The sequence below is a fragment of the Pseudoalteromonas sp. S3178 genome, from assembly GCF_005886985.1.
GTDB lineage: Bacteria > Pseudomonadota > Gammaproteobacteria > Enterobacterales > Alteromonadaceae > Pseudoalteromonas > Pseudoalteromonas carrageenovora.
In genome coordinates this window covers 31,588-52,498 of the sequence record NZ_PNCW01000022.1, presented here as the reverse complement: position 1 = coordinate 52,498, position 20,911 = coordinate 31,588, and the positions used below count along the sequence as shown (strand labels likewise).

16 protein-coding genes are annotated in these 20,911 nt (G+C 40.0%); 10 read left to right on the top strand and 6 right to left on the bottom strand.

What is annotated here, in order from left to right; all coding sequences use genetic code 11:
* Positions 1–215: 215 nt before the first annotated feature.
* Both CWC11_RS06140 and CWC11_RS06135 read right to left on the bottom strand, forming a co-directional pair.
* The gene (locus tag CWC11_RS06140) at positions 216–2,756 is read right to left on the bottom strand and encodes a TonB-dependent receptor plug domain-containing protein (RefSeq protein ID WP_138681979.1); all 2,541 of its coding nucleotides are present in this window, start codon (positions 2,754–2,756) and stop codon (positions 216–218) included.
* 244 nt (positions 2,757–3,000) lie between these two features.
* Positions 3,001–3,963 (bottom strand): sensor histidine kinase, encoded by a 963-nt coding sequence (locus tag CWC11_RS06135; RefSeq protein ID WP_138681978.1) that lies wholly within the window; start codon positions 3,961–3,963, stop codon positions 3,001–3,003.
* 209 nt (positions 3,964–4,172) lie between these two features.
* Here CWC11_RS06135 and nosR point away from each other — a divergent pair, with 209 nt between their 5' ends.
* Together nosR and hemH are read left to right on the top strand one after the other, a co-directional pair.
* Positions 4,173–5,501 carry a response regulator c-di-GMP phosphodiesterase, NosR family gene (gene nosR / locus CWC11_RS06130; RefSeq protein WP_138681977.1) on the top strand — a complete coding sequence of 443 codons (1,329 nt, stop codon included), beginning with the start codon at positions 4,173–4,175 and terminating at the stop codon, positions 5,499–5,501.
* 101 nt (positions 5,502–5,602) lie between these two features.
* Positions 5,603–6,622 carry a ferrochelatase gene (gene hemH, locus CWC11_RS06125; RefSeq protein WP_138681976.1) on the top strand — a complete coding sequence of 340 codons (1,020 nt, stop codon included), beginning with the start codon at positions 5,603–5,605 and terminating at the stop codon, positions 6,620–6,622.
* 447 nt (positions 6,623–7,069) lie between these two features.
* On the opposite strand, the gene CWC11_RS06120 is transcribed toward hemH, so the two are convergent.
* Positions 7,070–8,227, bottom strand: a complete 1,158-nt coding sequence (locus CWC11_RS06120) for a benzoate/H(+) symporter BenE family transporter (protein WP_138681998.1) — start codon at positions 8,225–8,227, stop codon at positions 7,070–7,072.
* A gap of 377 nt (positions 8,228–8,604) precedes the next feature.
* On the opposite strand from CWC11_RS06120, the gene CWC11_RS06115 reads away from it, so the two are divergent.
* The 6 genes from CWC11_RS06115 (at position 8,605) to CWC11_RS06090 (ending at position 14,266) form a co-directional block, all read left to right on the top strand.
* Complete coding sequence (locus tag CWC11_RS06115) at positions 8,605–9,318, top strand: protease inhibitor BamI-like protein (RefSeq protein ID WP_138681975.1); 714 nt, start codon at positions 8,605–8,607, stop codon at positions 9,316–9,318.
* A gap of 29 nt (positions 9,319–9,347) precedes the next feature.
* Positions 9,348–10,091: a zinc-dependent metalloprotease family protein gene (locus tag CWC11_RS06110; protein WP_138681974.1), complete on the top strand. Its 744-nt coding sequence runs from the start codon at positions 9,348–9,350 to the stop codon at positions 10,089–10,091.
* A gap of 166 nt (positions 10,092–10,257) precedes the next feature.
* Positions 10,258–11,574: a DUF5666 domain-containing protein gene (locus CWC11_RS06105; RefSeq protein ID WP_138681973.1), complete on the top strand. Its 1,317-nt coding sequence runs from the start codon at positions 10,258–10,260 to the stop codon at positions 11,572–11,574.
* A gap of 148 nt (positions 11,575–11,722) precedes the next feature.
* Positions 11,723–12,256, top strand: coding sequence for a PepSY domain-containing protein (locus CWC11_RS06100; RefSeq protein ID WP_138681972.1), 534 nt, complete (start codon positions 11,723–11,725; stop codon positions 12,254–12,256).
* Complete coding sequence (locus CWC11_RS06095; protein ID WP_138681971.1) at positions 12,256–12,945, top strand: response regulator transcription factor; 690 nt, start codon at positions 12,256–12,258, stop codon at positions 12,943–12,945. Before CWC11_RS06100 ends, CWC11_RS06095 begins: the two co-directional genes overlap by 1 nt.
* Entirely contained in the window at positions 12,938–14,266 is a 1,329-nt protein-coding gene (locus CWC11_RS06090; RefSeq protein ID WP_138681970.1) for a sensor histidine kinase, read from the top strand. Before CWC11_RS06095 ends, CWC11_RS06090 begins: the two co-directional genes overlap by 8 nt.
* Before the next feature lie 39 nt (positions 14,267–14,305).
* Here the strand turns inward: CWC11_RS06090 and CWC11_RS06085 are convergent, their stop codons facing one another.
* The gene (locus tag CWC11_RS06085; RefSeq protein WP_138681969.1) at positions 14,306–15,529 is read right to left on the bottom strand and encodes an alkaline phosphatase family protein; all 1,224 of its coding nucleotides are present in this window, start codon (positions 15,527–15,529) and stop codon (positions 14,306–14,308) included.
* A gap of 191 nt (positions 15,530–15,720) precedes the next feature.
* Between CWC11_RS06085 and dgt the strand changes: the two genes are divergently transcribed.
* Both dgt and CWC11_RS06075 read left to right on the top strand, forming a co-directional pair.
* On the top strand, positions 15,721–17,187 hold the full coding sequence (gene dgt, locus CWC11_RS06080; protein ID WP_138681968.1) for a dGTPase: 1,467 nt from the start codon (positions 15,721–15,723) through the stop codon (positions 17,185–17,187).
* Positions 17,188–17,260: 73 nt separating this feature from the next.
* A complete protein-coding gene (locus CWC11_RS06075; RefSeq protein WP_138681967.1) occupies positions 17,261–19,003 on the top strand; it encodes a cell surface protein in 1,743 nt (580 codons plus the stop codon).
* A 154-nt stretch (positions 19,004–19,157) separates the two neighbouring features.
* On the opposite strand, the gene CWC11_RS06070 is transcribed toward CWC11_RS06075, so the two are convergent.
* Both CWC11_RS06070 and CWC11_RS06065 read right to left on the bottom strand, forming a co-directional pair.
* Positions 19,158–20,291, bottom strand: coding sequence for a DUF1570 domain-containing protein (locus CWC11_RS06070; RefSeq protein ID WP_138681966.1), 1,134 nt, complete (start codon positions 20,289–20,291; stop codon positions 19,158–19,160).
* A 2-nt stretch (positions 20,292–20,293) separates the two neighbouring features.
* The gene (locus CWC11_RS06065; protein WP_138681965.1) at positions 20,294–20,770 is read right to left on the bottom strand and encodes a hypothetical protein; all 477 of its coding nucleotides are present in this window, start codon (positions 20,768–20,770) and stop codon (positions 20,294–20,296) included.
* Positions 20,771–20,911: the final 141 nt, after the last annotated feature.

Below are 20,911 nucleotides of genomic sequence, written 5' to 3'. Positions count from 1 at the left end.
GACTGTGGGTTTCTATTTTAAGAAATGGCGATTGTATGCCTAATTTTCAACCTTGCAAGTATTTTTATCATTTCACAACGCTCTTTTTCCATAATAAATAAACATAAAAAAGCGCAGTAAATAACTGCGCTTAGTGAGTAACCTGAACTCTGAATAATAAAATAAGTTGGTATATCTCTTAACCAGAGTTCAGGTTAAATAGTTTTTAGCTTTAATTAAAATTCAAAGCTTACTTTTGCATAGTAAGTGCGCCCATCAAAGCCATAAGGCAATGCGCGTACAGGGTATTTAAACGCACCATTGGTGATAAAATTAAGTACTTCGTCGTCACCTAATTCATCTGGTGTTTCATCAAATACGTTGTCGGCGCCCACTGATAAATTAAATATTTCGTTAATTTGGTAGCTAACGTTTAAATCCACTAATACTGCTGATTCAACCGTGCTTGTTGGTTTAAACGAACCCGTTGGCGAAAGCTCACCTGGTAAAGAGATATGGTCGTTACCAAAGTACTTAACGTCTGTTTCGCCAAAGTAGTTAAAACGAAGTGTTGATGTGTAAGCATCACGCTCGTAATCAAACGTTAGTGTTGCACGTTCACTCGGCTGCCCATCAGTAAAAAAGCTACGTTGTAAATCATCAAACGCAACCGACTCAGGAATGCCCTCTTCGGCATTTACGTTATCAATTTTAGTGTCGTTTAAGTTACCAGCAAAGGTTACACCAAAGTTTCCGCCTTCAACCTCTGTACGGTAAGATGCAATAATATCAACACCTTGCGTAGTTGAGTCTACAGAGTTTGAAAAGTAGTTAGCTTGCACTGCGCCTGTTGCTTGTAAAGCAGCTACGGCTTCATCGCTAAAGGCAACATCATCTGCAGAAAGTAAACTACCAAGGGTAATACGGTCTTTAATTTCTACGCGATAAAAATCAACCGTTAACGAAAGCTCGTTTGTTACATCGTAAACAAAACCTGCGCTGTAGTTAGTTGATGTTTCAAGCTCTAGGCTATCAACCCCTAATGCACTAGGAAAAGCAGTCCCCGTATTTGCAGTGAACGACTGCGTAAGTGTTCCGTCAGAACCTAGGTTAGTTGTAAATGCTGTATAACCACTTTGTTGAAGCGAAGGTGCTCTAAAGCCAGTCGATACCGCACCACGTACAGCAAAGTCATCATTAAATTCGTAACGTGTGGCTAATTTACCAATTAAATCGTCACCCGCATCTGAAAAATCCTCGTAGCGCAGCGCACCACTTACGTTCCATGCGTCAGTGATCATAGTTTCTACGTCTACATAAAACGCGTAACTGTTGCGATCGCTCTCATTGGTTGCCTCTGGGCGCAGGCCGTTATATGCCTGAAAACCACATTCTGCAAATTGATCAGGATCGTTAACCGATGGGTACGAAGCATCGGTATTTGCAAGGCCACATGCGTAAGAAGCTTCATCGCCTGGTACTATCTCGTAGTTTTCTTTACGGTATTCTGCACCAATAGTTACATATAAAGGCTCACTTCTACCAATATCTACAATACCGTTTACATCTAAATTAACCGTAGTTTGATCAAACCTAAAGCCACCTGAATAACCGCCACTAGGGCCTGCATTTGCTGCTATGTCGGCATCGCTTGCATCTGGGTTATTAAATACATATTCAGCGGCATAAGAGGCATTAATCGTGTTACGAGAAGTAAAATCATACTCGTTTTCACCATACACAGCCGACACATCGTAGCCCCAATCTGGATTAATATCGCCTTTAAAGCCTACTGCTAGAGATATATCTTGTGCTTCGTTATAAATACGCGGTAAAAAACCATCGCTGTAAACTTGCGTTACGTTTTTAGACGCTTCGTTAAAGTTACGGTAAAAACCATTACCTAGCGCTGTGCGCTCAGAGTAGCCACCAAACGAGTAAAGCTCGCCTTCCCCCATTGGTAATGCCATATTGTAAAATAAGGAAGTAAATTCACTTTCTGAATTACCTTGGCTCCAACGTACGTCTTCGCTTAGCGTGCCTGGTTCCACATTTAACGAACCACCGGTATCACGCTCAGCTCTGTTTGTACCATCAGCATCGCGGTATTCAAGTGATAAGTTAATAAAACCGCCTTCGTTGCCTAAATCAAAACCACGATTCAAACCTGCAGAAAGCGTATCGCCGTCACCTTCACTGGTGCCACCGTACTGAACGTAACCAGTGGTTACACCCGTTGAATTATTAAGTGATAAGTTAATTACGCCCGCAATTGCATCTGAGCCGTACTGCGCTGCTGCGCCATCACGTAATACTTCTACACCTTTAAGTGCAGTAAGCGGAATCGCGTTCATATCGGTACCGGCAGCACCCGCACCTACAGTGCCGTTAAGACCAAAAATAGATTGATTATGACGACGTTTACCATTTACTAAAACTAACGTTTGATCAGGCTGTAAACCACGAAGCGTGGCAGGTCTAAATAAATCAGAGCCATCAGATACCTGTGTACGCGAAAAGTTAAACGAAGGCGCTGTTGCTTGCAGGCTTTGCCCTAACTCTGTGAATCCGCCTTTATTTAAATCATCTGCGTCTATTAAATCTATAGGTGACGAAGACTCAGTTGAGGTACGGTTAGAAACGCGCGACCCTAATACAGATATTTGTTCTATGTTTTGCTGTGCCTGAACAGGCGCTTCTTGTGCACTTACAATGCTTGGTGCGCTAACTGCAAACGCAACGGCAGCAGCCAATGTATTTAAACGGTATGTTGACATAGTGACGACCCTGTTTTGTGTGTTCTGTTGAATTTGTTAAAGCGGTGTTATCCGTCGCTTAGTGCAAACATCCTAGCAACATATACAAACAAAAAGAAATGAAAAAAACTAATTTTTTGGTGTAAGTATGCAAATAATTCTAAAGAGCGAATAAAACCACGTTAAACTGGTTAATATACACACTAATAAGGCATTACTTTTCAATAACCATTGTAGTTAACACATTACTTACACTGTGGTTTTATTAATCTAATGATGTTTTTAAAGGAAATAGGCATCGTATGGTCGTACCTGTCTCTAATACGCTGTTAATTTCTATTTTCCCTCCGTGATCGCGCATCATAGCGTATACAAGTGTCATACCCATGCCCGTCCCTTTCCCTACTTCTTTAGTTGTGTAAAAAGGGTCAAAAATATGCTCTATTGTGTGCTCGCTCATGCCACAGCCGTTGTCTTTTATTTCAATGCAAATATTAGAATCGGCTTCGTACAAATTCACCTCAATTATGCAGCCTTTTTCTAAATTGTATTCACAAGCTTGCCAAGCATTCATTAGTAAGTTGACAAAAATTTGATTAATTGACGACAAATTGCACCAAATGAGTGGTAAAGATTCAAAACGCGTTTTTATTTCACATAACTTAAGTTTATTACTAAGCAATTTTAACGCGTTATTTGCAGCTACAGTTATATCGGTTAATTGCTCGTCTTGTTGAAAGGTTGGGTGGGCAAAATCTAATAGATTATGCACAATTTGTTTAATGCGCTTAAGCCCCTCTACACTATCATTTACTTGCCCTGGTAAATTGTTATAAAGCCATGCATAAGGGTATTGTAAATTAAGTATATCGAGCTCGTGTTTAAAGTGTGTTTCTTTAATTTCGGTATTAAGGTATTGCTCGTTAAGCTTTAAAAGAGTAACCAATAAAGGAATTGCATGCTGAATACTTTCCATATTGCTTGTTGCATAGGCGAGTGGATTATTTATTTCATGGGCAATGCCTGCACTCAGGGTGCCTAGTGTGGCCATTTTTTCTGTTTGTACAAACAATGCTTGCTGACGCTCTAAATCGGCCACTTTTTTTTGCAGTTCATTATTTATAGCAACGAGTACATCGCTTTTATCTTTTAGAAGTTGTTCTGCTGCTAAGCGAAGCTTTTGCTCATTTAAGAAGGCGAGCTCAAAATCGCTACCTGATCCTTTCATTCATCTTGTCCATTTAAATATAACGCTTATACCTAACGTTTAGTCGCCAGTTTGTAAATTTGCAACTAGATTATGGGAGTAATCAATAATTTGCAGGTAATAAGCCATCAAAATAGGAATATTAAAAACACAATTTCTATTTAGAGATAAATACGCTCTAACATTATTTTTAAGCTATTATTTAACCAGTCGTAATTTCAAGGTGAACCATGACACAAACAACACCCAATACACCTATTAACCACGTTGATGTGCTTTGCATTGATGATGACGAAATTGTACTGCGTTCATTAACACGCTTACTTAAAGTAAATGATCTATCAGTTATAGTGTGTGATAACCCACAAACCGCGCTTTCGCTTTTTAAAAACCATGAGTTTGGTTTAATTATTAGTGATATGCGCATGCCAGAGATGAATGGCGCTGAGTTTTTAGAAAAAGCACGCGCTATTGCCCCCGACACCCAACGTATACTTTTAACTGGCTATGCCGACATAGAAACCACGCTTGCAGCAGTAAACCAAGGGCAAATAAATGGGTATATTCAAAAGCCATGGCAGAACGATTTACTACTTCGTAGTATTAAAGACAGCCTTGAAAAGTTTGCCCTAAAAAAACAAAATAAAAAGCTAGAGCAGCAAGTTAAAGCACAAAACCAAGAGTTACTAGAGCTAAATAACACATTAGAGCAAAACGTAGAAAAGCGAACGCTACAAATTAAAAAAGTGCTAAAACAACTAGAGGCGGCCAACGAGCGAGAAAAACACGAGCATAAAGCAACCGTAGAGCTACTTTATAATTTTATTAATGCGAACCCTTACTTAGATGGCAATAAAGCACAAAATATTGCCAATACCTGCACGCAAATAGCGCTTTATTTAAACCTATCACAAAAAAGTATCGACCTTGCCCCCATGGCAGGCTATTTAGCGCAAATAGGCTTACTCGCAATGGATCCCGAGCTCTACAAAAAACCAGTAAACTCTTTAACTGAGCAACAACGTAAAACATTTTACACCCATCCAAGTACAGCACAGCTAATGCTTATGCCTGCTATACATTTACACGATGTATCGGATGCTATTTACCATCAGTTTGAGCGCTTTAACGGAAACGGATTACCCAAAGGCCTTGCCGGAAACGATATTCCAATAGGTGCTATGGTGTTAGGTGTGGCGCGCGATTATTGGGATGCGTTTGAGCAATGCAATATAAGTGACGACAAGCAGCGCCACGAACAGGCTCTTGAAAGCGTAAAACTTTACAGTGGCTCATTTTATCACCCAAAAATTGTACGTGCACTTGAAGCTAGCCATGCAAAATTAAACGAAAAATTAAGTAGCGCAGGTTCTATACAAATTTGTAAAGCAAGTGAGCTTAAAGAGAACATGGTGCTAGGCCACGCACTGCATAACCATACAGGCATAATGTTACTCCCTAAAGGACATGTGTTTAGCCCAAAATCAATTGAAAAACTACAACAGCTCGAAGCTAAAAAACCAGCACCATTTAGAATAATGGTTAAAAGCGCTAAATGATTGATCTAAACCGCAGTTTTTTTCGTTACAATGTGGCTAAGTATACATTGCATAACCTAAAATTTTGCTTATTTAACTAACTTTGCTTGAAGGAGCACACCGTGTCGCGATTTTCTGCTGTTACTGACAATCCCCACGACGGGCGTTTTAATCAAAAAACGGGGATTTTACTTACTAACTTAGGCAGCCCCGATGCGCCAACGCCTGCAGCACTACGTACATATTTACGTGAGTTTTTATCTGACCCTCGTATTGTAGAAATTCCTCGCCTAGTATGGATGGTTATTTTACATGGCATAATTTTGCGCATACGCCCTAAGCGTTCTGCAAAATTATACGAAAGTATATGGACCGAAAACGGCTCGCCGCTTACCCACATAACTCGCCAGCAAAGTCTTAAGTTAAACACCTTATTAAAAGAGCAAGGTTATGCAAACACCGAAGTGGTTATGGCTATGCGCTACGGTAATCCTTCTATAGAGGCAGGGCTTGAGGAGTTACGCGATAAAGGCTTAACGCGTATTATCATTTTGCCAATGTATCCTCAGTATTCAAGCCCAACAACGGGTTCAACATTTGACGCGGTGTCTAATGTACTGCGCAAATGGCGCTGGGTGCCAGAGCTGCACTTTGTAAATGGTTATCACAAAAATACCCGTTATATCGAGTCGCTTGCTAATAGCATAAGTGAAGATTTAGAAAAAAACGGTATGCCACAAAAGCTGGTTTTTTCGTACCACGGCATGCCTAAACTGTTTTTAGACAGAGGCGACCCTTACCACTGCTTATGTTTGCAAACCACACGTTTAGTTGTTGAAAAGCTAGGCATAGATAAAGACAAAGTTATAAGTACTTTTCAAAGCCGCTTTGGTAAAGCTGAATGGTTAAAACCCTACACAGATGCAACACTTGCAGCCTTACCAGATGAAAACATCACCGATGTAGCTATTATAAGCCCAGCTTTTAGTGCCGACTGCCTAGAAACACTTGAAGAGCTAGAAGAAGAAAACCGTGAAATATTCGAAAATGCCGGCGGCGAAAAATACCGCTACATAGCCGCTTTAAACGACAGAGACGATCATATTGATGCCATATTTGATGTGATCAAACCTATGCTTTAAAGCATGAGTGATACATAGTTCGGCTATAAAAGCGGTGTTAAATTTAACACCGCTTTTTTAATTTTAAAGATAAGCTTTTATTAAATATCATAGCTAATATTTTGCGCGATCAGACTACACGTCTACAGGCCAAATTAACCATAGAGAAGTAAAGGAGGAGAACAGGAGAAGCCATTAACCTATACCTGTATTTTCTCTGTGTAGCGCGAAGCGCCTCTGTGTCCTCTGTGGTGTAATTCATGAGTAGCAGAGTCTTTATGCCGCGAAAGAATGTAATACAAGCACGAGGTAAACTCGCTGCTACGCGGTTAGCTCATGCTTTTGGACGCGCAGCTTGCTGGCGTGACGAGCGCAGCTCGTAGTTTTTCATAACATGAATACAAGCAACTCAAACTATTTCACTTAATAAATACGCCCAAGAAATACATAGCACCGAAACTAAATCATCTAATCTTTTCGGGTGATCATTACCGTACAAACGCCTGCAATAATTCCCCAAAAGGCGGAGCCAACCGACAGCATGGTTAAATCAGATGCAGTAACCAAAAACGTGACTATGGCGGCTTCTGTATATTCACTGCCATTAAGTGCTTGTTGTAAACTATTGGCAATGGTGCCAAATAATGCAATACCCGCTAAAGCTAAAATTAGAGCTTGAGGTAAACTAGCTACTAGCCCAACTAGCGTAGCGGCGCTCAGCGCCATTAAAATATAAAATACACCGGCAGCAATACTTGCCCAATAACGTTTATCGTGGTTTTTGTCGGCTTCATCGCTCATGCAAATTGCAGCGGTTATCGCGGCTAAATTAATTGAATAAGCACCAAATGGGGCGGTTAGTAAATTTACAAAACCTGTAACGTTTAAAGATGCCGAAATTGGCGCTTTATATTTATGCGCTTTTAATACCGCTATGCCGGGTAAGTTTTGCGATGTCATGGTTACTATATAAAGCGGTAGGCCAATACTAATACAAGCTTGAAGATGAAAAACGGGTTCAATATAAGCAAATTCGCTTATTTTCCAATGCAGTGCGCTGGTATCTATATGCCCTATTTGCCAAGCAAGCACTACACCTACAATAACTACGCTTAACATTGCAAAGCATGCAAAAAAACGTTTGCCAATAAAGTACATAAGCACCATTAAGCCAATTACTAGAGGCATGTCGTTCATAAAATTAAACACATCAATACCAAAAGTAACCAGTACGCCTGCCAGCATCGCACAGGCCAGCTCGCTAGGTATACGGTTCATTATTTTTTCAAACCAACCAGTAATACCCGACAAAAAAACCAGCAACGCGCTGAGCATAAACGCGCCAATGGCCTCACCTAAAGTATATCCCTGCGCACTAGATATAAGCAGTGCTGCTCCAGTTGTAGACCACGCAATTAAAACCGGCACCTTGTAATAATACGATAACCCAATAGAGGTTATACCCATTACTAAACCCAGCATTAAAATCCAACTGGCAACTAACTCCGGCGTGCCCCCTAAAGTAATTACTACCTGATAAATCAGTGCAATTGAACTCGAAAAACCAATAATTACAGCTACAAGCCCTGCTGTAATTCGGTTAAGCAACTGATCAGATACCTTCATAAATCCCTCATACTTCATTTTTACAGCAAACAACATACTTTGCATGTTAGTGCTTTGCAATTGGCTATTACGCTATGGCCAATGAAAAATTTTCACGCATAGTTAAACTTTTTTTAACGCTTAAAAAGCGCACTCATAATTGTAATTATAAAAACAAATTAAGTACCTAAAAACAGCCCTGCAGGGTGCATAAACATTGTAAGAAACCAATACATAAATTTACATTTAGCAGTCCCAATATAGGTAAAGATCTTTTTTACAATGAGTTACAAAAACACCTCTTACCACTTTATGATTACATTTATAAGCTTGATCTAAACTATTTTATACTATAAAACATAACAACAAATTAACCTTAAACCCCATAAGAGAAACAAATGAAACGTTATGTTGCCTTAATTATTGCCATTCCTTTATCGGCATATGCTATTTATTCATTTTTAAATACTCCCAAAAAAGCAGCAAAACCTATCGCCCCAATTGCTATTGACGTAGTGCCTGTGAACTCTAAATTTGCGACGAATCAAAAAGCACCTCAACCAATTGATATGAGCAAAGATCCAATAACAGTTAAAAATATTGAGCCTGCAAAAACCTCAATACCCGAGCACTTTGATGCCATAAATAAGCTGTCGGATGATGCAAAAGCAATACTTAAAAATGCCAAAGTTCTACCAACCGATTTAAACAACGAAGCCTATATAGAGTTTGATTTACCAACACTAAAAGCACTAAAAATGGGTGATAACTTTGATTTAGCGATTCCGCAATCTGCAGAAACCTACACAGCAGAAATTACAAGCGTGAGTGAAGCCAGCAATGGCGATAAAAGTATTTTTGGCCAAGTAACAGGTATAGATGGGCACATGCACAATACCGTTTTAACCGTAGGTAAAGACGCTGTATACGGGCAATTTACGACCCCTAATGGTAATTACGTTTTTGAAAGTAAAGGTAAATATGGCTGGATAGCCGCTAAGCGCGATTTATACAAAAGCCATATTGAACACGACACAAGTTCGCTTTCGCCAAATACACAAAAAGGAGTTGATGTATTTGCACCTAAAAAAGATGAAAACTTAACAAATTAAAACCACTACAAAAGTAAGGAAATACAACAATGAAAAAAGTAATCTCAGCAAGCGTAATAGCTGCATCGTTATGTGCAGCAAGTGTTGCTCAAGCAGAAACGATTAATATTGGTATTTTATATACCGATCAATCGGCGGCTGCTACAAGTAATATTACAACCAAAATTAACCAGCTAATTGCTTTTAGCAACCAAGTTTATAGCCAAAATGGTGTAGACATTACACTTAACTTAGCGGGCACACAAAACCTAGGCGATTACGCCATAACTCCATCTAGTGAGTGGCTCGACGCTGTTACCGACAGCACCTATGTTGATGGCTTACGCACCGATTGGAAAGCCGATATGATAGCCGTACTTGGCACAGGCCAAAGTGCTGGCAATGGTTTAATTTCTTGTGGTTTAGCATGGGTTGGCCAAGGCACTAACGGTAATTTATACAGCTCAATGAGCGACCGTATGTACTCTATTACCGCTATTGATTGTGGCGCAACTACGTTTGTACACGAACTTGGTCATAACCAAGGCCTAGCGCATTCACGTAAGCAAGGCGATACATCGGGCGGCGTATATGTTGATGGTATGGGCCACGGCGTTCAAAACGAATTTGCGAGTATAATGGCTTACCCGCATGTTTACGGTAGTGCAACGCAATACGATTACTTCTCTAACCCTAATTGGACAGTAAACGGCTTAGCTTTTGGTGTAACTAACCAAGCATATGCAATTCGTACTGTTACCGACACAAAAACAAGTATTGCTAACTTTAAGTAAGTGATTTAAAGCAGGCTGTATACAACCTGCTTAGTTTGTTATTCCCTTTAGGGCGCATTTGCGCTCTTTTTTACTTTAAATCATTAACAAAATTTAATGTTGCGTCCACCTTTACAATATTTGGTAATAGGTACACTTACTCCATATTAATAACTAGGAGTAAGCTATGAAAAATTCCCCAATTAAAAATACTGTTAATCTCATTTCTTTATCTGCCATTTCACTTGCGTTGTGTGCATGTGGCAGCAGCTCATCTAGCAGTGAATCAGATGCAGTGTCAGATGTTAGCAATTTTCCAAGCGTAATTATTGGCCAAGTATCTGAAGTCACAAGTAACGCAATTACCATAAACAGCCACACAGTGCCCGCAAGCTCTGCCGAGGTAGAATTAGATGGCAACAACGCCAGCCTTTCAGACATAAAAGTAGGTATGTACGTTGAAGTAGAAACCAACGGCACACAAGCAACAGAAATAGAATACGATCCACTATTAAAAGGCCCTGTATTTATTAATGGCGATACCCTAAGTATTGCAGGCACCACCTTAAATAACGTACAAAACGCAAATATTACACAAGGTGAATTACTTGAAGTAAGCGGATACAGCGACTCAACTAATAGCATTAATGTTACTTATCAAGCTGCTATTAATAACCCACAAGAAGAACTTGAGTTACTAGGTAATATAAGTAATTTAAATACTCAGTCAGGCACGTTTAATTTAGGCAATTTAGTAATTAACTACCAACAAGCCGAAGTAGACGGCGCACTTAGTAATGGTCAGCTTGTAGAAGTAGAAGGTACTTTAAATGAAGGGCATGTTATAGCTACAGAAGTAGATGCCGAACAAAGTATAGACTTTAACAACGATACACAAGCCGAGCTTGAAGGCATCATCACCTTTGTAAATAACGATGAAACACTAATAACTATCAACTCTAAATGGCAAGTTGCTATTAATAATCAAACTCAATTTGAAGATGGCACAGCCACTAATTTAATTACCGGCCAACGTGTTGAAGTAGACGCTCAGTGGCAACAAAATAACAACCAATTGTTAGCCACAAATATTGAGTTTGAGAGTAATAACACCGAGCCAACAGTTACAAATTATACGTTTTCAGTATCAGGGCAAGTGTCGGTTAGCGACAACACCGCCACTATAAATGGCAATAACTTTACGCTTACTAATCAAACTCGTTACGAAGATGGCTTAACTGCACTAACTTTAAACGGGCAATGGTTAGAGCTTGAAGGCACCTACAACAGCGAGCAAGCACTTGTTAGTGAAGTTGAAATTGAGGACAACACCAGCACGCTAGATTTAAAAGGTAACGTGACACTAAATGAAAACAGCCAAGCTACACTCTGGGGCTATGTAAGTGAAGATAGCACCCTATCGCAATTTACAGACCAATACGTAGAGCTTGAGTGCCAGTGGGTAAACACAAACCAAGTAAGATCCTGTGTACTAGACGATTAAATATTGTACGTTACGTTTAGCTTAACTTAGTTTAGCAAAGGGCCTGTTTACTTACAGCGGTAACATGCCCTATTAAATTTAAACATAGACTTACCTTTATTTGATAAGCTAACGCGTAAAATAACGTTCAAGCCACAAGAGCCTATTTATGAAATATATTTTATTAAGCGCAGCCCTTTTTGTTAGCGCATTTTGCCAAGCTAATAACTCAGCCATATTTGATAAGCTCAATACAGCTAAAGAGCCATCGGCTCAGAGTATTTTAGCTAAAATAGAAACTCAGTACGCCAACCAGGGTGTGATTGTAGAATTTGAACTTGAGTTTGAAAAAGGCATTACACTTTACGAAGTAACCTTATTTGATGAGAAAAATAAACGCTTTATTGAGTTAATCGTTAACGCGCACGGTAAAGTAATTGAACAAGAATACGAGCAGCCAGAACTTGACGAAGAAGACGAAGTAGCCGCAGCCAAATTAATGAAGCAAAAAAACTACCGCATGCATCAACTTGTAAAATCAATAAGCCCAGCGCCACCGTATTACTTATTAGAGTCGCAATTAGAGCAAGATATTGGCATAACCTACCTAGTTGCTACCTTTATTACAGAAAAAGGCAGGCACAAAAAAGCCATTGATTTAGCCACAGGTAAAAACTTACCTTTGCTGCGTTGGGGTAATTAATGAAGCTGCTTTTAGTCGAAGATGACAAACAAAATAGAGATTTTTTGTATAAAGCATTTAACGAACAAGGCTACACCGTAGATACCGCAGCCGACGGCCAACAAGCATTGCTTATGGCTACCTGCGAAGAACACGACATAATAATACTTGATCGTATGCTGCCCAAACTTGATGGATTACAAGTGCTTGCTGCACTTAGAGCAACAGGTAAAAACACTCCCGTACTTATACTTTCAGCACTTGATAAAGTAGACGAAAGAGTCGCTGGTTTAAAAGCCGGTGGGGATGATTACCTTACCAAGCCGTTTGCGTTTTCGGAGCTTGCAATAAGAGTAGAAAAGCTTATAAAACGCCCTTCGCAATCAGCGCAAAAAACAACCACCGTAGAGTTTGAAAACGTAAGCCTAGATTTTCGCCACTATAAAGCACAAGTAAACGGGCAAGCACTAAACTTACAACCAAAAGAATTTAAGTTATTGCACTTTTTGCTAGAGCATCAAAGTAAATTAGTTACTCGTACCTTATTGTTTGAATCAGTGTGGGAGTACCATTTTGACCCTGGCACCAACGTAATTGATGTACACATTGCTAGGCTTCGTAAAAAACTTTTACAACATAACGCCCATGTACACATTGAAACTATACGAGGTGTAGGCTACCGCTTACAAAAAGCGCACGCCAATGAATAGTAAGCGCTCATTATGGTGGCAATTTAACCCACGGGTAAGCTCGGTTTGGCGCTTAACGCTCGCCTTTGCGACTATTACCTCTGTGGTACTGGTTTTATCTATTGTACTTATTTACCAGTTATTACTTGGTGAGCAAACACGCCAAGTAGAAAGGCGATTAAACGCCGAGCAAGTACGTATAGAAGGGCTGGCAAACAAATTTGATAAAGCTTCGTTTTTTAAGCAACTTAATGTTTTTAGAAACGAAGGCGATATTTTAATATTTTGGCAAAACGACAAAACACAAAGCCAAGGGTTGAGCTTTTTTCCAAACGATATACCCAAATTGCCCAAAACCGTTGAGTTTCCGGTACTCGATACGCAGCGCGGCCAAATACGCTTACTAACCACAGGCATTGTAAACACACAACACGGCAACGTAGTTATTGCTACAGCAACTGAGCATTTAAGCCGCTTAATTACAGAGTTTAAAACCATTGCGACATGGGCATGTTTACTTAGTTTAATGCTCACATGTGTATTTGGTTATATATTTGCTAGACGACATTTACGCCGCGTAAATTATTTTAATAACGTGGCAGAGCAAGTACAAAAAGGCGATTTATCGGCGCGAGTAGTACATAAGCAAAAAGGCGATGAGTTTGTTACTTTGGCTAAACACATTAATACCATGCTACAAAGTATTGAAGAAAACTTTGCCCTTGTACAAGGCATAACCGACAACATTGCTCACGATTTAAAAACACCGCTTACCCGCTTGCGCCTACATTTAGAAAGCGAAGCCATTAAACAACCAAGTCTAGGCATAGCAATAGAACAGCTAGAAAGCGTATTACACACCTTTGATGCCATGTTAAAGCTAACACGTTTAGAACATGGACAATTTCCGCTAAAGTTAGAGCCAGTTAATGCCTTAACTCTTATTAGCGACATAATAGATATTCTTGAACCCACAGCAGAGCAAAACCAGCAGCATATAATACTGCATAAAAACCACGATCTTATTTTTGAAGGCGACAAAAACTTGTTGTTTCAAGCGTGTTATAACTTGCTACAAAACGCCATAAAATATGCAGGTAACGGCGCTAAAATTACAATAACGCTTTCTAAAAGCAGTATAAAAATTAGCGATAATGGGAAAGGTGTTAATAAGCAGCAATTAACGCAGCTAACCAAACGCTTTTACAGAAGCGACCTAGCAAGGCAAAAAGATGGCTTTGGATTAGGCCTTGCCACTGTAAAAGCTATATGTGATCGCCACCACTTTACGCTTACCCTACAAAGTGATGAAAACGGATTTAGCAGCACTATTAGTCATTAACAAATTTAGCAAGTTAAAAGCCTAAAAGTGCGCAGCTAATTAATGTACTACTATTTGTTGTTTAATAGCCGGCATTAACGTTTTACCGTCGCCATCTACTTTATTTAAAAGCTTAAGCCCCATTACTTTTGCAAGTACCGGGTAAATATCAAGGTTACTTACTTTTTCAAGCGTTACACCTTGCTTAAATGCAGGGCCAACCGCTACAAATGATGCCGCCATATCATCGGTATAGGCATAGCCGTGCGTGCCTAAATACATTGCTTTATCTGAATTGATAAATACCGCCGGTGCTGTAGTTTGCACTACAATATCGCCCACCCGAGTGCCCTTATTATAATGATACCCAGCTAACTGCTCGTCACTTAATACTGTATAACGACCGTTTGACGCCTTTTGTAAACGTGCTTTGTAGCCTTCAACATCTGCATTTTTAGCATCTGGCTGCGTATAAATTAATAAGCGAGGGCCGGTGTTTTTAACTAAAAAGTTATCGTCTTTTGGCAACGTTGAAATATCAATACTTTGCTCAGGGTTTACCTGCGCCATACCGTGGTCCGACACAATAACTAAATTAACGTCTTGCTCTAACTTGCTTAGTCGGGTTTGTAATTGGCCCATTAAATCGTCTAATTGCTTTACCGCATCGCGAGTTTGCGGTGCGTCGGGCCCAAACTCATGCCCCATGCTATCAACAAGCGAAAAATAACTCGCTACAAAACGTGGGCGCTGTGCTTTAGGTAAGCTTAGCCACTGTATTATTTGATCAACACGGCCTTGGTATTCGCTGTATTTAGAGTAATGAAAGTAATAGTCGGGCGTCATGCCATTAAAGCGCGCATCCGACTCAGGCCAAAAATAAGTCGCCGATTTTAGCCCCTGCATTTTTGCTAAATTCCAAAGTGGAATACCACTTACCCACGTGCTATCGCGCATGCCTTTACCCATACTGTAACACTCGTTTTTGCGGGCTTTATCACAAAAGTTATTATCTACAATGCCATGGTTAACAGGCAACAAACCCGTAATTATAGAAATATGATTAGGAAACGTTTTAGTTGGGTAAACCGGAATAAGCTTTTTAGCCCTTACACCGCGCTCACCCATTGCTTTTAAATTAGGCGCGCCGTGTTTTTCTATGTAATCCCAACGCAGGCCATCTATTGATACCAGCACCACTGTTTGCTCTTTTGCCGCATATGCCGCTTGGCTGGTTAACACTAAAAGAGCCAACATCATCGCCTTTACAAATACATACTTCATTACAAATACTCGCCTACATTAAAATGCGTTAAATACTGAAAAATATAGCTTTATAATACAATTGCCGGGCCTTAAATGATACAAGCACCTGTACCTAACACGTCTAGATGTATATATTAACAAGCAAGTATTAAAAACGAATGACAACGCGCATTTACTTTGCCAGTCGTCACCACTAAGCAAGGACTCCGATGACTATCGACTTTAGTAAAAAAATAACCCCAGCGCGCATGTATCGCACGACTGCAAATTTACAAATGGCGATGGAAAGCGATCGCGGTCGTATAATTAACAGTGCAGCTATTCGTCGGTTGCAGCAAAAAACCCAGGTTTTTCCGCTAGAGCGAAACGCAGCGGTGCGCTCGCGGTTAACTCACTCACTCGAAGTACAACAAGTGGGCCGTTTTATAGTGCAGCGCATTTTTGCTAATTTAAGCTTTGAGCAACAAACCGAGTTTGGCTTAAAAGGGCTAGAGCGCCCGCTCGAAAGCCTAGTAGAAATGGCCTGCCTAATGCACGATATAGGCAATCCACCGTTTGGGCATTTTGGCGAAGCTGCAATAAATCACTGGTTTAATAATAATTTAGCAAGTGTTACACCAACGCGCTGTAAAGAGCCAAACACCGGCATAGGCGTTATTTTTAAACACCTTGCACTCGATATTTGTAATTTTGAAGGTAACGCACAAGGCATACGCATAATTCATTCGCTGCAAACCCTTAATTTAACCTACAGCCAAAGCGCGGGTATTTTAAAATACACTCGCCCAGCAGGGCTTGATGTAAAAGACATACCGCAAAACAAAAACTACTTAATGAAAAAAGTAGGTTACTACTACAGCGAAAAAGCGTTTGTAGAAGCGCTTCAAAACGAGCTAACCATTGAGCCGTATTGCCGCCACCCTGCAAGTTATATAATGGAAGCCGCCGACGATATTTCGTATTGCCTAGCCGACATAGAAGACGCGGTAGAAAAAGACATAATAAGCACCGAGCTATTGTGCCAAGCACTTAAAAGCCAATATAAAAAAACGCTTATAAACCTAACCATAGACGATGCTGAGCATCTGTCTTTTGTAGATAAAGCGGTAGATTACGCTCTCGATCGCGCACAGGCTCAGCCGTATAACTTTAATAGCGAATTTTTTATATATCTGCGCGTAGCACTGCTCCACCCGCTGGTGAATCATGCGGCAAAACGCTTTATTGAACATATAGAGCCTATCTACCATGGCGACTTTAACCAAGCCCTTTTAGAAGACAGAAGCCACTTACACGCCGTAACTAAAACGCTTAAACAAGTAGCGCTTGAGCATGTTTTTTCTAATAAAGAGGTAGAAAAACTAGAGCTACAAGGCTATAGAATAATTAACGGCCTGCTTGATTGTTATAAACCTTTGCTGCAATTAACAAGCGACGATTTTAGGCGAGCACTTAATGGCGACTCACGCTTGTTAATAGAGTCGCGTTTAGTTAAAAAGCTCTCTAAAAAACACCTAAACAGTTACCAACATGCAATAGATGCCATGCAAGAAGAGCCTGACCACTTTGCAGCGTACGAGTTTTATTATCGCTGTAGGTTAATTCAAGATTACATAAGCGGCATGACCGATCAATTTGCATATGATGAATACCGCAGCCTAATGGTGATCGACTAAGTCGCGCACCCCCTAGATAATTTTTAATTTTGCGCTTAAAATCAAACTATTAATATTTAAGCGCTGTTACTTTATGATCATAAAATTAGTTAGACTTACTCTATGTTTTGCCCTTTTTTATAGCGCACAAAGCGCTGCTTACAACGAGGCTATGTGCATTTTAATAAAACAAGAGATGCAGCAAAACAGCAATAATAAAGCCAGCCGACAATATCGAAAAGCCGCGCGCGACTACAAAAATAATTGTAATAAGCCAAAACAAGTTCAAACCCAGCCTAAGCCGCAAATAATAGAGCCAGAGCCAACACCTATAGTTACTCAGCCACAGCCTGTAATTGTAGAGCCCGCACCTGTAGTTGAGCCTACCGTCGCACCTGCTAATAACATAAACGAAGAAACACTTAATTTAACAGACGAGCAAAAACAGCAAATAAATGAGCAGCTAAACACAAACGATGTAATAACCATCGATGTAAATACAGCTAATGATCAGCCACAAACACAAACCGAAAATGAGCAAAGCGCAGCGCAAAACACAATTAATAACAATACAGATGAAAGCCAAACCCCTGCCGTACTGCCAGTTAAACAACCAAAAGTAGAGCCGGTAAACACAGCACCTGAAAACACGGCGCCTATAAAAGTACCAAGCAAACCAGCACCAATAGTTACACCACCACCGGCAAACCAAAGCTCAAGCTCGCTGCTATTACCTACCTTAATTATTGTTATTGTGATGCTAATTGGCGCAATGGTATTAGTGCGTATACGCCGCGCTAAGCAACAAAAAACCGAGCCAGTTATGGGCGCAGCCGATTTAGTTAAAAATGCTAAAAGTGAGCAAAGCGCAGCTAAAAAGACTAAACAACGAGAGCCTGCCGCTGAGCAAGTAAATACCGAAAGTACGACTGCAGCTGCGCTTATTAAAAAACAACATAAAGCACCTTCAACCCAAAGCACAGAGCCAAATAAACCAGCACTTGAAGAAGTAAAAGCTGAGCAGGCTAATTTACCAAATACACAAAGCGAAACTCAGGACGTGGCTCAGCAGCCAAATGAGCAACTAATAAGCAATGAAGCCATTAAAACCACTGAACAACCCGTTGCTATCGCGCTTCAAAGCGCTCAGGCAACTGATGAACCCAGCGCTACTTTTAGCGATGCTAAACAAAAACCAGAGCCTAATACCGCCGAGTTTGAAGCCGCAGCCAAAACCACGTTAGAGCGAATAAAAAGCGCCGATGAATTTAGCGAACCACAAGTACGTGAGTTTGATCCTGACGCAAAACCAGTAAAAAGAAAACGTAATCACGGCACTCAAGTTACAGAGCCTACCCACACAGAAACTGAGCACAATATAGTAGAGCAAACACAAAACACGCCAGAGCCAATGACCCCCAGCGAGCCTGTTGCCGACTTACATACACCAAATAAAACAGCAAACAATGAGGCTACATCGCTTGCCACCGAGCACGACTTTAAAGAGCCGGAAGTACGTACATTTGACCCAAGCGCACCACTTCCAGGTAAAAAAACAGCACCTAAAAAAGCAGCAGTTAAAGTTGAACCTGAAACTAAACCTAAAAACATTGCGCCACCAATCGATGAGCCAGAACCAGCTCCTTCAAAAACAGAGCCAGCACCAGAGCCTAAAAAGGCAGATAGCAGCAATCCATTCGCAAACCTATCACTTGATGAAAGCTGGGATCCAAACTCAAGCGAAAAGCCCAAAATAGAAGAGAAAAAACGCGCCCCTAAATCACAAGCACTGATAGACGCAGAAGAACGTGCTAAAAACATGAAAACCAAAGAGTAATATTTACTCTTTGGTTTACTGCGCTTATAAATATTCTCGGGGTTTTAACGAGAGCTTTCTTGAGGTCTGTAATTAAATACCAGAGCCTGCAACATACAGCGTAGGCGTAAAGCCTACTCGCGCGAAAAGCGAAGCTTTTAAATTGCCATTCACGCTAAAAGTTATGTGTTTTAAAAGAGGTTTTTAACCACTTTGAATATTGACTATCAATATCAGGATACTGCTCATTCAGCAAAGTACTCAATTGTTTTTTAGATAGCTTATTACAAGGTAACTCTTGCTCAGCAAGCATCATGTTTTTAAGCAAAATTTTGCCTGAATGCGAGTCCATCAAAAAATAAATAGCAGCCCAACTGCTTGCATATAACTTGCTAGTATCACTTTTACTCCAAGATTTATCCAAAGTAATTAGCGAGTTAAATGTGAATACACTTTTGGAAATTTTGCTGTTTTTTACCCATGAACTATTAGGTTCAACAATACCTGTTTGCATATGGTTTTTTGTTAGTTCAAAGTATTCAGCTAATCCTTCATTAAGCCACCTAGGCGTATAACCTAATACCGCTTTATTAATAGCATGCACAGCCTCATGTATTGCAGTTCGCATTGCAGCATGGTCATTTTCATAATTAATAAAGGCAGAATTACTTGCATGAAAGTACATACCCGCAGTATTGGTAGGGTTAGCGCCTCGTTGCTTTATTGCCGCTTCGTAAGCATCGCGAGTAGGTAATACTGTTAAATTGAGTTTTACTTTTTTAAGCGCGTGCACACCAATAACCTGGCCATATACTTTAAATACCGTATTAAGTTTAATGTGTAATGCCTGGTTAAACGACGAAGGTAAATTAGGCGTATTTAATGTAAGATCAAAATAATCTAATGGCTCAATAAAGCCAGTGTTATAAGTGGCTACTGCAAAGTCAGGTTTTTTATCACTAAAATGAGGTACGCCGTCACTATCGGTCCATGTAAATATATCACCAGTTCGTTTGTATTTAACTTTTCCTAACGATACATCCACGCAGCGCGTAATGTCGCCTTGTGGCGAATGATTATCCATAGCAACTGGCTTACTTTGTAAAGTTATAGTGCTTTGATTATCTAAACGTTTTATAACTTGTGGTTTAGTAACAATCGTTTGCGTTAAACCATTATAAATTCGTTTAACCTCACCCACAGGGTCGTGATAATTAAACACCCTCCCCGTAAAATGATTAGCAATAAGTGCCGATGCTATAAGCAACACAATAAACATAAATACTATGCGTAACTTTGTGTTAAACATAGTTATGGGCGCCCTTGCCACTGGACTTCAAATAAATCTTTTTGTTTACCTCTGTATTCGCTACACCACACAAAATCAGCCGACTCCATCCCTTTTTTACGACAACGTTTAGGCAGTTTATAAAATTTAGACCAAGCATCAAGTTTAGCTGCATCTTTATAGCTATCGCTGTGTAAAGACATATTAGATACATTTTGGTTAAGTAACCAATTGTTGTTAGATGTTCGAGTTGAAGCAACTGAAGAAACGCTACTACTCTTTTTAGGCTTACTACAGTGATTAGCAAGTAAGGTAAATAGCGCTTTATCGCGCGCAGTTAAGCGTTCACCTTCTTTTGTACTGTAACCACTTCTAAATTGCGAACGGATAGCTTCGCGTTGCTTTTTAATACTATCGCATTGAGATTGTGAGTAAGCCGTGCCTCCTTGGGTTAATGTTGCAAACACGCTAAGCACTAATATTAAAATCCATTTAAGCATTTGGTAAGCCTGTGTAAATTAGCAGAAATTAAAAAGGGGACTAATTGGGGGGTAAATATTAAATTTAAAAGATATACTCTTATTATAAATAAAAGCTTATTCACGACCTTAATTTAGAATTAAATACTTTTGTTTATAAAA

Excerpts from the sequence above, each read along its gene's own strand:
- CWC11_RS06140 (WP_138681979.1), bottom strand. The coding sequence starts at position 2,756 with ATGTCAACATACCGTTTAAATACATTGGCTGCTGCCGTTGCGTTTGCA.
- CWC11_RS06135 (WP_138681978.1), bottom strand. The coding sequence starts at position 3,963 with ATGAAAGGATCAGGTAGCGATTTTGAGCTCGCCTTCTTAAATGAGCAA.
- nosR (WP_138681977.1), top strand. The coding sequence starts at position 4,173 with ATGACACAAACAACACCCAATACACCTATTAACCACGTTGATGTGCTT.
- CWC11_RS06120 (WP_138681998.1), bottom strand. The coding sequence starts at position 8,227 with ATGAAGGTATCTGATCAGTTGCTTAACCGAATTACAGCAGGGCTTGTA.
- CWC11_RS06115 (WP_138681975.1), top strand. The coding sequence starts at position 8,605 with ATGAAACGTTATGTTGCCTTAATTATTGCCATTCCTTTATCGGCATAT.
- CWC11_RS06110 (WP_138681974.1), top strand. The coding sequence starts at position 9,348 with ATGAAAAAAGTAATCTCAGCAAGCGTAATAGCTGCATCGTTATGTGCA.
- CWC11_RS06105 (WP_138681973.1), top strand. The coding sequence starts at position 10,258 with ATGAAAAATTCCCCAATTAAAAATACTGTTAATCTCATTTCTTTATCT.
- CWC11_RS06100 (WP_138681972.1), top strand. The coding sequence starts at position 11,723 with ATGAAATATATTTTATTAAGCGCAGCCCTTTTTGTTAGCGCATTTTGC.
- CWC11_RS06095 (WP_138681971.1), top strand. The coding sequence starts at position 12,256 with ATGAAGCTGCTTTTAGTCGAAGATGACAAACAAAATAGAGATTTTTTG.
- CWC11_RS06090 (WP_138681970.1), top strand. The coding sequence starts at position 12,938 with ATGAATAGTAAGCGCTCATTATGGTGGCAATTTAACCCACGGGTAAGC.
- CWC11_RS06085 (WP_138681969.1), bottom strand. The coding sequence starts at position 15,529 with ATGAAGTATGTATTTGTAAAGGCGATGATGTTGGCTCTTTTAGTGTTA.
- dgt (WP_138681968.1), top strand. The coding sequence starts at position 15,721 with ATGACTATCGACTTTAGTAAAAAAATAACCCCAGCGCGCATGTATCGC.
- CWC11_RS06075 (WP_138681967.1), top strand. The coding sequence starts at position 17,261 with ATGATCATAAAATTAGTTAGACTTACTCTATGTTTTGCCCTTTTTTAT.
- CWC11_RS06070 (WP_138681966.1), bottom strand. The coding sequence starts at position 20,291 with ATGTTTAACACAAAGTTACGCATAGTATTTATGTTTATTGTGTTGCTT.
- CWC11_RS06065 (WP_138681965.1), bottom strand. The coding sequence starts at position 20,770 with ATGCTTAAATGGATTTTAATATTAGTGCTTAGCGTGTTTGCAACATTA.